17 protein-coding genes and 1 pseudogene are annotated in these 10,380 nt (G+C 52.9%); all 18 read right to left on the bottom strand.

Features of this window, described 5'->3' with window-relative positions; genetic code table 11:
- Positions 1 to 48: 48 nt before the first annotated feature.
- Complete coding sequence (locus RT018_RS14765) at positions 49 to 561, bottom strand: DUF6550 family protein (protein ID WP_312943086.1); 513 nt, start codon at positions 559 to 561, stop codon at positions 49 to 51.
- A gap of 94 nt (positions 562 to 655) precedes the next feature.
- Positions 656 to 1,201: a hypothetical protein gene (locus tag RT018_RS14760; RefSeq protein ID WP_195199124.1), complete on the bottom strand. Its 546-nt coding sequence runs from the start codon at positions 1,199 to 1,201 to the stop codon at positions 656 to 658.
- On the bottom strand, positions 1,198 to 1,593 hold the full coding sequence (locus RT018_RS14755) for a DUF4320 family protein (protein WP_195199125.1): 396 nt from the start codon (positions 1,591 to 1,593) through the stop codon (positions 1,198 to 1,200). The genes RT018_RS14760 and RT018_RS14755 overlap by 4 nt, the downstream gene beginning before the upstream one ends.
- The gene (locus tag RT018_RS14750; RefSeq protein WP_195199126.1) at positions 1,587 to 1,877 is read right to left on the bottom strand and encodes a hypothetical protein; all 291 of its coding nucleotides are present in this window, start codon (positions 1,875 to 1,877) and stop codon (positions 1,587 to 1,589) included. Before RT018_RS14750 ends, RT018_RS14755 begins: the two co-directional genes overlap by 7 nt.
- 12 nt (positions 1,878 to 1,889) lie before the next feature.
- Positions 1,890 to 2,759 (bottom strand): secretion protein F, encoded by an 870-nt coding sequence (locus RT018_RS14745; RefSeq protein WP_312943085.1) that lies wholly within the window; start codon positions 2,757 to 2,759, stop codon positions 1,890 to 1,892.
- A gap of 5 nt (positions 2,760 to 2,764) precedes the next feature.
- Complete coding sequence (locus RT018_RS14740; RefSeq protein ID WP_312943084.1) at positions 2,765 to 3,694, bottom strand: hypothetical protein; 930 nt, start codon at positions 3,692 to 3,694, stop codon at positions 2,765 to 2,767.
- Complete coding sequence (locus tag RT018_RS14735; protein WP_312943083.1) at positions 3,691 to 5,043, bottom strand: CpaF/VirB11 family protein; 1,353 nt, start codon at positions 5,041 to 5,043, stop codon at positions 3,691 to 3,693. The genes RT018_RS14740 and RT018_RS14735 overlap by 4 nt, the downstream gene beginning before the upstream one ends.
- A complete protein-coding gene (locus tag RT018_RS14730) occupies positions 5,040 to 5,855 on the bottom strand; it encodes a ParA family protein (RefSeq protein ID WP_312943082.1) in 816 nt (271 codons plus the stop codon). Before RT018_RS14730 ends, RT018_RS14735 begins: the two co-directional genes overlap by 4 nt.
- Positions 5,856 to 6,674, bottom strand: a complete 819-nt coding sequence (locus RT018_RS14725) for an RcpC/CpaB family pilus assembly protein (RefSeq protein ID WP_312943081.1) — start codon at positions 6,672 to 6,674, stop codon at positions 5,856 to 5,858. It lies immediately after the preceding gene.
- A gap of 172 nt (positions 6,675 to 6,846) precedes the next feature.
- A complete protein-coding gene (locus RT018_RS14720) occupies positions 6,847 to 7,269 on the bottom strand; it encodes an A24 family peptidase (protein WP_312943080.1) in 423 nt (140 codons plus the stop codon).
- Positions 7,259 to 7,489: a DUF6133 family protein gene (locus tag RT018_RS14715; RefSeq protein WP_195199133.1), complete on the bottom strand. Its 231-nt coding sequence runs from the start codon at positions 7,487 to 7,489 to the stop codon at positions 7,259 to 7,261. Before RT018_RS14715 ends, RT018_RS14720 begins: the two co-directional genes overlap by 11 nt.
- Before the next feature lie 41 nt (positions 7,490 to 7,530).
- Complete coding sequence (locus RT018_RS14710; protein WP_312943079.1) at positions 7,531 to 7,872, bottom strand: SpoVG family protein; 342 nt, start codon at positions 7,870 to 7,872, stop codon at positions 7,531 to 7,533.
- A 46-nt stretch (positions 7,873 to 7,918) separates the two neighbouring features.
- On the bottom strand, positions 7,919 to 8,467 hold the full coding sequence (locus RT018_RS14705) for a YodL domain-containing protein (RefSeq protein WP_312943078.1): 549 nt from the start codon (positions 8,465 to 8,467) through the stop codon (positions 7,919 to 7,921).
- A gap of 13 nt (positions 8,468 to 8,480) precedes the next feature.
- Positions 8,481 to 9,038, bottom strand: a complete 558-nt coding sequence (locus tag RT018_RS14700) for a hypothetical protein (protein WP_312943077.1) — start codon at positions 9,036 to 9,038, stop codon at positions 8,481 to 8,483.
- A gap of 3 nt (positions 9,039 to 9,041) precedes the next feature.
- On the bottom strand, positions 9,042 to 9,326 hold the full coding sequence (locus RT018_RS14695) for an AbrB family transcriptional regulator (protein WP_195199137.1): 285 nt from the start codon (positions 9,324 to 9,326) through the stop codon (positions 9,042 to 9,044).
- Positions 9,316 to 9,747: a hypothetical protein gene (locus RT018_RS14690; protein ID WP_195199138.1), complete on the bottom strand. Its 432-nt coding sequence runs from the start codon at positions 9,745 to 9,747 to the stop codon at positions 9,316 to 9,318. The genes RT018_RS14695 and RT018_RS14690 overlap by 11 nt, the downstream gene beginning before the upstream one ends.
- Positions 9,748 to 9,762: 15 nt before the next feature.
- The gene (locus RT018_RS14685) at positions 9,763 to 10,152 is read right to left on the bottom strand and encodes a hypothetical protein (protein ID WP_195199139.1); all 390 of its coding nucleotides are present in this window, start codon (positions 10,150 to 10,152) and stop codon (positions 9,763 to 9,765) included.
- Positions 10,149 to 10,380 (bottom strand): annotated as a pseudogene (locus tag RT018_RS14680) (DNA adenine methylase); the annotation flags it as partial. The gene RT018_RS14685 and the pseudogene RT018_RS14680, both read right to left, overlap by 4 nt.

Genomic DNA, 10,380 nt, shown 5'->3' with positions numbered 1-10,380 from the left:
TTCGGGCATTTCAGGCCATGTTACGTATTAGTCACTTTCAACTAAAGATTACATTTCCCCAACCTGTTTATTAATATCACCATCACCATCTACATATTCGCCCTGATTGGCACCGCCATCCGGCACGTTATCAAATCCCGGCAGGCCACCGCCACCCTGCGGCTTGCTTTCAGCAGCCGGTTTCTTTTCCGTATCCTCCGGCCTGTATTCCGGCGGCTTGGACGGATTCGTGGTATCCGCATCCTTTGGCAGCTCAGGCTTTGCGGGAGCTTCCGGCTTTACCGGATCGGGCTGGAGTTTTTGCTCCGGCAGATCGGTTTGGGGCGGCAGTGTTTCCGAGCTTTCCGGCTCCGTTGTGGGCTGCGGGGAAACTACCACCTCTTTTTTGTCTGTCTTATCTTGTATATCAGGAGCCATCTCCGAAGAGCTGACCGGCTCCTGTGAAGAAGCATCCGGCCTTACGGGTTCCTTAGCAAACCGCATCCCGATGGCAACCACCAGAGCTATGCAAATTACCACAGCGCCCGCAATGGTGAGCCTCCTTTTGGTTTTATCACTCATATAGACAACCTCCTTTGAGAAGTGTAAAATGTTACCTTTGTATTTCTCACCATACTACATATTTTTTCGGAAGTCCAGACAATTTCCCGAACAGTTAAAACACCTCGGTGTATCCCGCCTGAACCTTGAGTTTGATCTTCATGGGAGCCAGCTCCTTGCCGCCGAAATAGACCGGCACCTCCAAAAGAATCACCGCATCCGCTTCAAAGTGCTGTGCGTTTTTAGGGGAGGAAGGAGCCAGCGGCGCATTGCGGATGGTGACATCCAAGCCGGAGAGCCTGTATTCCAAAGCATCCCCGGCATACTTCACATGGCGACCTCCTATAGCCTCCATACCGAGGACACCGTCCATGTAGCCGTAAATATCGCCAGTGTTCACGCTGTATGAAAAGGAGGAGCCGTCCGGCTGGTATCCACCGCTGTAACCCTCCCGCACACCGTGATACACATCGGCATAGTTGTCGTTGACCGTTACGATGATGGCATCCTCCAATGCTTCTTTCACACCGGTGGCGATAATATTCAGCCGGAAAAACTCCATCACACCGCACAGGATAATCACCAGCGCCAGTGTAATGGCTACCACCAAAGGGAAACCGTTCCCGGCTTTATCTTTGAGAATGTATCTTAGCTTTTTCATTTGTGATACACCTCGCTTTTCCCGGAGGCCTCCGAGCGCAGGGTGATTGGGAACGAACCAAACCCGCCGAACAGTCCGATGTTCCTATCCAGTGTCAAGGTCACGGTGATTTCCTGATTCAGCTGGATAGTACCGGTCTTTGACCATGAAATTCGGGGACTCAGCCCGGTTTGCTCGGTGAGAACCGCAGCACGGCGGCTGGTTTCGCTGCCAACCCTGCCGGAGATTTCCGCTTCCCGGCACAGCTCTGTGGCATAGGTGTCCAGCTGGTTCTTTGATATAAACACCGGCAGCACCTGAACGGCCAGCGCAATGACCAGCATGGCGCAGAGGACGAGGACACACACATCAATGTAACCCTCGCCACGCTTGGATTTTAAGAGCTTCAGCATAGCTTCACCCCCTGTTCGGGAGGGGAGGATTCCTGCTCCATCTGCGGAAAATCGCTTAGTATATGCCACACATTGTTGCTGTATTCGGAACTGAAGACCTCCTGATTCAAAAGCTCATCAGCCGTCACCACCCTTGCAGATTCTGAAACACCGGGATGTCCGATCACGCTCTTTCCTGACAGCAGCTCCCTTGCTGCTTCCGGCGTTAAAAAGACAAACCCGCCCGGTGTCATCATATCAAAGGACGCCTGCGGATACTTGATTAACATTTCCTGTACAATCACAGTTTCACCTCCTCAAAACATCCCGCTGAGGGACTTGATAATCTCATAGGCAATGATGGCCAGATAGGTAAAGAGGAAGCACATCAGCATGAGAAAGGAAAACACACGGATCTTCGGCGGTATTTTCTGCGCCTCACCTTTCAGGCGCTGCAGCTCCAGCTGCTTGAAATCATGCGCCAGCATCTGAAAATACACCGTGCTGTCATCGCCACGCAGCACGCCGATGAGTCCTCTCACCACATCCGACAGCATAGGCGAATTGAGCCTCGCCTCAAACCGGGTAAGGGCAGCCTCATAGCTGGAGGAGCGCATATCCGCTGCCAGCATGGTCAGCTCCCCGGCAAAGGCTTCTCCGGCATTTTTCTTGTAGTTCTCTATGATAGCCAGCACATCACGGGAGGCTTTCAGCTCCTGTTCGATATTGGCAACGAAACGTGGCAGCTCCTTTTCCACAGAAGCTCTCTTTGCGGACAGCTTTTCGTCTGCCTTTTTGATTTCTTTGAAATACACCATGACCGCAAGGAACACCACTACCGGCACCAGCAATGGAAAAATAAACCCAGCCGGAACTGCCAGCAGCAGAATTACGCCGGATTTCACCAGCGCATAGGCCTGATAGACCTCCGGCTCTATGTTCATGCCGGTGGCTTTCAGCACATTTTTCAGCCGATGCCTGCGGTATTCATCCATGCGGATGAGCCTTGCGAGCTTCACTGCCCAAGTCATGAGGTAAGCTTCCAAACTCTTTGCCGCTTTTTTCTCTGTCCTTGTGGTGTTCAGCATGGCCTTGGCGGTGCTGAGGTACGGCAGGCGCAGCACATCCAAAAGGAGAAAAAATAGCCCAGCCGCTAAGGTGACTCCGAATAAAAACAATAATCCCATTGTCGTCACCTCCTGTACTCAATGGGCTTGGTGAGTCTTATCACACAGGCCGTAGAGATAAAAATCAGGGCGGCGCTGATGGCCAGAATGATTTGCCCCAGTGGAGTATACATCAGCGTGTCGTACCAGCTTTTGTTTAAGAGATACATAAGCGGAATGTTGCCGATCACGAAGATAACCATGATGATAAATTCCTTGCGGGGTTCAAAGACGAGGTATTCCAGTTCTCCGTTGACAATCCGCATATCACTGAGCTTGCTGACGATAGGTGTCAGGGTGACTTTCAGGCTGCGGTCGTGCTGGCAGTCGCACAGGGCATCGCACCATTCCCGGAACACCTCGTTGTCGATTTTGGTGCGCAGCACCTTGATGGCCTCCAGCACATCCGGATCAATCAGTTTCGCCCGCAGGACAAAATCCTTGAACACCTGATGCACGGGCGGGTTCAGATAGTGGAGGTTTTCCTCCACAGCCGTGAGGATATTCTCACTTCTCAGGTAGGCTGTGGTTACGATGGAGAGCGCCGTTTCCAGCTCGGCAGCAATGTCCTTTTTGAAATGGCTGGCGGTGAGCTGCACATACCAAAAGGGCAGCATCATAAAGCCTGCCGCCATCACCGGAGCCAGAAAGAAATTGCCCAGCACAATGGCGATGGAAGCACCGATGGCGAACAGCAGCAGGGAGCAGGCGCAAACCAGAGAGAAGTGGTTGCTTCTGCCGGTCATGGCCAGCACCTCCTGCGCCATAATGATTTGCCGTTTCAGAAATCCCGGCTTTTGGCGGTGCTGTGCCGCCTTGATTTCGTCCTTGATGGACTTCTTTTCTCTGGTGAGAAAGGAAAACAGCCCATCGGTGAATTCCATCGGCTTTAGGCCGAGTAAAAGAAAAAAGCCTGTAATCATTCCGACACAGGCCAATAGTTGAATGGTTGTCATACGGATATTTGCCCTCCTTTCTTCAGAAAATTAATACGCTCCTGCGGCATCCCGTTTTCCAGCAGCCGTTTGCACAGGCTGTCGGAGATGGGATTGACCGTTACATGGTGTCCGGTAATGAAAAACTGATTGTTCTCATAACGGTTTTCGGTAATCTCATACCGGAACAGGGTGCGGTAATTCCGGCTGTTGTCCGGCAGGATTTCGCACTCCATGATTTCCATGAGCCTCCGCTGCTTGTTTTCCAGCTGCTTGCAGAACACGACAATGGGATAGGCCTCGGTCACATAGCCCATGAGGGTTTCATCTGACATATCCACGGCTCGCTTGCACAGGGAAACCATGCGGCGGTAGGTGGATTCGCAGGAGTTGGAGTGAATGGTGGTGACCACCGCCACGCCGGTTCTGGCTACCTCTTGAGCGGCATTGGCTTCCTCTCCACGCATTTCCCCAACCACGATAATGTCCGGGTTGAAGCGCAGGGAGATGTCCACAAGGTCGATCTGCTCAATCCGGTACAGCTCGTTCTCGCTGTTGCGGGTGAGGGTATGCACCACGGAATTGGTAACCCTGCCATTCTGTTCCCGGATGAGGGAAAGCTCCCGGCTGCCGTTTTCAATGGTGAAGATGCGCTTGTTATCGGGGATGGTAGTGAGTAACCATCCGGCCACCGTGGTTTTACCGCTGCTGGTAGCCCCTGCAATACACACCGAAATGCCGTAGCGGATGAACTCTGAGAGCAAATCCAGCATTTCTCCAGTTGCCGTGCCTCCGTCTATGAAATCCTCCTTTTCCATGTGGTTGGGATTGACGATACGAATGGAGGCCGCAGCGCCAACATTGGCATCCACAATGGGGCTTTTCATGACGGCAATCCGGATGTTTTCCGCAAGGGTACCCACTACCAGAGGGGATTGGTCATCTAAAATCGTGCCGGACACATGAAGCATCCGGCGCAGCACATTGATGCAGTGTTCAGGGCTGTCAAAGTGTTCCCGCAGCTTTTCGCAGCGCCCACCGGCATACTGGATTTCAATATCCCGCCAGCTGTTGATGTCGATTTCTTCGATGCCATCGCTAAAGATATACTTGGTGAGAAAGGAGTATTCAGCCATCTCCGTGAACAGAGCATCCACTAATTGCTGGGGTGTCATGCCTTTGACCGCCACACGGCTGTCCTGCACAAACTTGGCGATGTAGCGCTTGATGTTGGCCTTGGCTTCAGCGGCATTGCCGTCCGACAGCAGCTCGCTGTGCTGACCAGCGATATATTCCTGCACCTGCTGCAGCACACCGTGAAAATCCCCGGTTTCCTGTTCCGGGGCGAAAAACAAGTTATGCCTGCTCATACCTCGAACACCTCCTTTGCGATTTTTTCGATTTCCCTGCGGAAGCCCCGGCTGTCTTTCAAGGATAAATCGGCGAACAGATTTCCGGCCAGCACCTGAGCCTCCAGCTCCGCAGAGTGAGGCAGAGTAAACACAGCGCTGCCTAACACCTGCTCCATGTTCTGGCTGGCTTCATTGGATTTCACATTGCTGACCGCCTTGTACAGCTTGTCAGAGTCAAACCCTGCCATCCGCAGATATTCCTGCTGGCTGGACAGGTAGCTCACCGATTTGAGGTCGCAGTTTATGAGCCGCAGCACTGCATCGGCTTCCAGAATGGCAATGGTGGACAGCTCGTCAAAATAAATGGAGCTGCCGCAGTCGATGATGATATGACTGTCCATATCACGCAGCACGCCCATCAACTCCCGGAGTAGCTTCTCATTCACAGGAGGATAGCAGTTCTCGTTTTCTCCCTTTTGCAGGCCGATGACCGCCAGATGGCTCATCCGCTTATGGGTGTTGCAGTTGTTTTTCACCAAGGACTCCGTAATGGAATTGGCGGCCAGAATACTGCGGAGGGAATGATCCCCCTCCAGCTCACCGGACGGACAGATGCAGGGAAGCATGGGCGTGGTGCAGTCGCAGAGTAGCAGCACCACATTCTTTTTTCTGTCTGCCAGATATTTTGCCAGCTTCACCGCCACGGTGGTCTTGCCGCAGCCGGGGCTGCCCCAAACCGCCAGTATCTGTGCGCCATTGTCGGGTTCCATTTCCTGCGGTTCAGGATCGTTTTTGCGGCTGAACAGGCCGCCCTTTTTGAAGTTCAGCATTTACTCAGCCTCACTTTCTGACGGTGTGTCCGCAGGCGTTTCCGGCTGGCTTTGATCCTCGCTTTCCTGAGATTCCGTTTCCTCTGGGTACAGCTGGGAAAGCACCGAGTCCTGCGCCTCGGTAAACTTCGCCGCATTTTCCTTGCTGCCACGGTAAACGAGGGACACATGAAGGGTACCGTCAGCTTCCAGCTCGGCAAGAATTTTGCTCTGCTCCGGTGTAACCAGCAAAGTAACGGTGGCAGGCAGCTCTTTTTCATCCTCAGCTTCGGCTTCTTTCTGTTCACCGGTGTTTGCATCATAGCCGCTGCCTGCGGTGACAGCGATCACTTCTACATACTGCAACTCCGGCGGGATCACCGTCACACCCTGTTTTTTGTAGTCCGGGGCAACGATAGACACGATATCCCCGGAAATCAGCTTGCCGGACAGTCCAGCGGCAAAGCTCTTGACCGACACGGAAATGGCCTGTTTTTCTCCGGTCAGATTGTAGAGATAGGCGTTCTCCGCAGCAGGGGCATCAGCGATTTTGGAGGCGATGATATAATCTCCCGGTGCTAAGTCTGCGGAGGCAAATTTCCCGATGACGGTATCCATCTGCCTAACCACATCCTCCGGTAGATTGTAACCGCCCACCTCCACGGTCTGCACCATGTCCTTAGTAATGGCCTCTCCGATTTTGATGGACTTGGTCACTCGCACAATTTCGGTTTTCTGGCTGATGCTTTGGTTGAACAGCGGCGTGATTGCAAAGCAGATCAGAAGCGACAGTACGATGCAGATCACGCCGATAACCGTTCTATTCTTAAAAAAGCTCATAGCTTAAGTCCTCCTTTGATTGATAAAAGATGATTACTGCGCAGCACATTTTTTGATCTTATATCTGCGGATAACGTGTGGAATGCCGACAGCCGCAGCTGCAAGCGGCAGTACCACACACAACAGCTTCAGAACAGTTCGCTTATTTTGATTTCTCATATCATCCATCCTTTCACAAAATGAAATAGGCGAGCAGACAGCCCGCCGATAAAAAGGGCGCAAGGGGGAAGGCTTTTTTCACCTCCCGCCTTTGCACCCTGCAAACAATCCGGTATAAGGCTGCATAAAGAAGCAGCAGGCTGAGTCCGGACATAGCTGCAAGCAGTCCTTTGGACAGCCCCAGCACCAGACCGCAGGCTGCCATCAGCTTGATGTCGCCGCCGCCCATGCCGCCGAAAAAGACAGCGGCCAGCAGAAATGGCAGGGCAATCAGAATTCCCAGCAGCTTGACCGGTGTAAACCCTATTATGGAAACACCTGCAATTCCAAGGCAAAGCCAGTTTGGAACAATGCATTTTGTCAAGTCCGTTACCGATGCCGCACACAGCAGGGCAATAAAAAAGACCGCCTGAAAGACGGCCAGCTTATCCGGCATAGTTGAACATATCCTTAATGCGCTGAACGAGGGTAGGCAGCACCGTTTTGTCGAAGAGCATATACAGACCGGCCAGCACCAAAGCGCCGATGACTACAGCCATTAAAATTTTAATGGCTGTATCCACAAAGCCCTCGGCGTGGTTGTTGGTGAGCGCCATTCTTGCTTTGATTGCCAGCATATTGGCCTTATGGGTTACCTTGTTCATGATTTTTTTCATGGTGATTTACCTCCAATTTTTTTGTTGGGTTGATAGAATTCTTACATCCCGCCCATCTGCATGGGCGGCTGGGACTGCTCTGGTGCGGCTTCCTGTGGCTGTACCGGAGCTTGGTTCATGGCTACGGCCTGCTGGTAGCTGTCCAGCACGGCCTTGTGGAGCTGCTCCCGGAACTCCTTGGTCACCGGGAAGCAGATTTCCTTGTAGCCGTTCTCCGTTTTGCGGCTGGGCATGGATACAAAGAGACCGTCACGACCTCCCTCCACCACCTTGATGCCCCGGATACCGAGGCAGCCGTCCACCGTTGCCGAAGCGTAGGCACGAATGCCGCCGCTGGCTCCGGGTGGGTACATGGAATTGATTTTCACTTCTACATCAGGCATGATATTTTTCTCCTTTCGCATTTTGGCAATAAAAAAACAGCCCCTATCAGAGCTGCATGGTCTGGTTCTGCGCTGGTGGTGTGAAGCCGATTTCCTGAAAGCCGAAGCGGTCGCAGTAGAAGAAGCTGCTGCCGCTTTCATCGTATAACTCCAGCACATCCGACATAGACAGGGAATGCCCCGCATAGCCGGGAGGATGATCCCCATTGAATTTGGTGTACAGGGCTTCCAGATTGTTGGTTTCCACCTCGCCGTCATAAACAGTTTGGTAATCGGATATTTGGGGGTTGCCGAACTCCTTGCAGAAATCCGCAAGGCTGATGAAGCGCATCCGGAGATCCGATTCGGGCTTTAGCTGCCACACACGGCAGTTTTTCAGCAGAGTGAGTTCTTGGGTATCTCGCTGCCCATTGACAAGACGGTCATACACACCGTCCGTCCACTTCACCTCGCCGATATCCTTTTGGCGGCTGATAAAGGCATTCAGTTCCTCCGATTCAAACAGAGGATCGACCACCGCCTTGCCGCCGCTGACATAACCGGCAGGGTTGCCGTAGTACAGGATAATATCTTTTTCCATACGGATATTTTTCATGAGCTTGCCTCCTTTATGTCATAGTCAGGCCTCCGTTCTCAGGATTCTGGAGAGCTTCCATTTCCTCCCCAGAGGGATGGAGGAGCCTGCCGTTTTCCATTTCCAGCACACAGAAATCATCCCGGTCGCAGAGCATGATCCGGTGCTGGTAAGGCTTCTGCATCTCCACATAACTGAGCGCTTCCTGCTCGGTACAGAGCCACACGCCGGAGGCATAGCGGCCATCGGGCAGAAAGCTGTAGCCGCTGTATTTCGGCTCATGATTCTTCAAATCCAATGCGCCCACCGGCCTGATTTGGGAGAGCTGCAGCTTGGCACCATCCGGCAAAAGCTCCAGCTTTACTATGCCAATGACCTCACTGCGGTTTTTCAGGGCAAACTCCCCAGTGCGCAGGGATACCAAAAAGACAGCGGAGCCGCTGGGGTTTGCACCGGCTCCGTTTCCGCAGAGGCAGAAGTACAGCTGCCTTTCCGGATTGTCCTGACCGATTACGACAACCTTTCCCTGAATATTGCAGCCCAAGCCGGTTGCCGAACAGTCTTTGGCGGTGTAGCATGTATTTCGTTCCATCCGTCAGCCCTCCTTTTTCTGCTGCAGCAGGGCGGTCAGGTCGGAAATGAGAGAAAGCCTTGTATCATCCGGCATGGTCTTGAACGCCGCACGGACATAGGCCTCCACCGCCTCCGGGGACTGGTCGCCGATTTCGATAATGTCCACCTTTTGCACACTGACCATACCGTTGGATACACCGAGGCGCACAATATCGCCGTAATCCATGCCGCTGGCGGTGCGCAGCTCCTTGGGAATCAGTACCCGGCCTTTGCTGTCCATCAGCTTGTAAATGGGCTTATTCTTCATCCTCCGCACCTCCCTCCAGCACACAGCGGATGGTATCATGGCTCACGCCGAGGCTGTCGAACAGCTCCATGAGCTGGGGCGGCAGCTGCCTGACCAAATCAGCACTGCCGATGATGATGGCGCCATCCTCGCAGTGAATATCCAGATCATCATCCAGCGGAATCCCCGCCGCCTCCAAAAGTGCATGAGGCACCGACAGCTCTGCGGATTCCGGTGCTTCCACCGGCTCGTTCACATGGTCGATGCCGTCCTTGGTGAGGAAAAACTCGCCGTAGCTGTTGATCTGCTTCACCGGGTGATGGGACAGATACGCCAGATGCACGGTATCCCCGGCAGTGACGCACATGGTATCCAGCACACCGGGCGGCAGGATGATGCTGCCGTTATCGGCAATTTGGCCTTTCGTTTCAATGATTTTCATAGTGCAAGCCTCCTTTTACATCCCCATCTGCGGGGCATTGATTTGTTGTTCCTCTGCCGATTTCAGCTCCGACACAAAGGTGCGAAGCTCATCTTCGGTCAGAGAGATGTTGGCGATCTCCATTTCTTTGAGAAAATATGCTGCCTGCTTGTACTCGCCAGCCAGCTTCTGCATTCCATTGGCGTTGTGGTAGCCGCTGCTGATGCGGGTATATCCCTTAAAAATACAGTCATAGCTGCCGGTTTTTCCATTCTGCTGCACGGTCAGATACAGCCCCACATTGGCTTTATCCCCGCAGCGCAGATACAGGTCATCGTGAACATTGCCCACCACAAACTGATATCTGCCGCCGCTTTCTTCCTCAATCAGTGCTTTTGCCCAGCGGATTTTTTCAAGTCCGGTCATTCTTCGTATTCACCTCCGAAGTCAAATAGATTTAATTGAAATGTATCCCTTTCCCGTTCCTTGGGATCATAGTTGGTAATGATGACCTCCGGGTATTCGCATCCGCCGTCATACCTCTGTGCCAGATTGCTCAGGCGGGTGACCGGGGTTATGGTGTACTCCTGATACAGCTCCCGAATGAATTCGCAGTCGTTGTAGCTGACCATCCATTTTCCCTTACAGTCTGCC

This window comes from Oscillibacter sp., from assembly GCF_032060045.1.
Lineage (GTDB): Bacteria > Bacillota > Clostridia > Oscillospirales > Oscillospiraceae > Oscillibacter.
The sequence above is the reverse complement of the archived record's forward strand: the minus strand, read 5'-3'. Positions and strand labels throughout refer to the sequence as shown.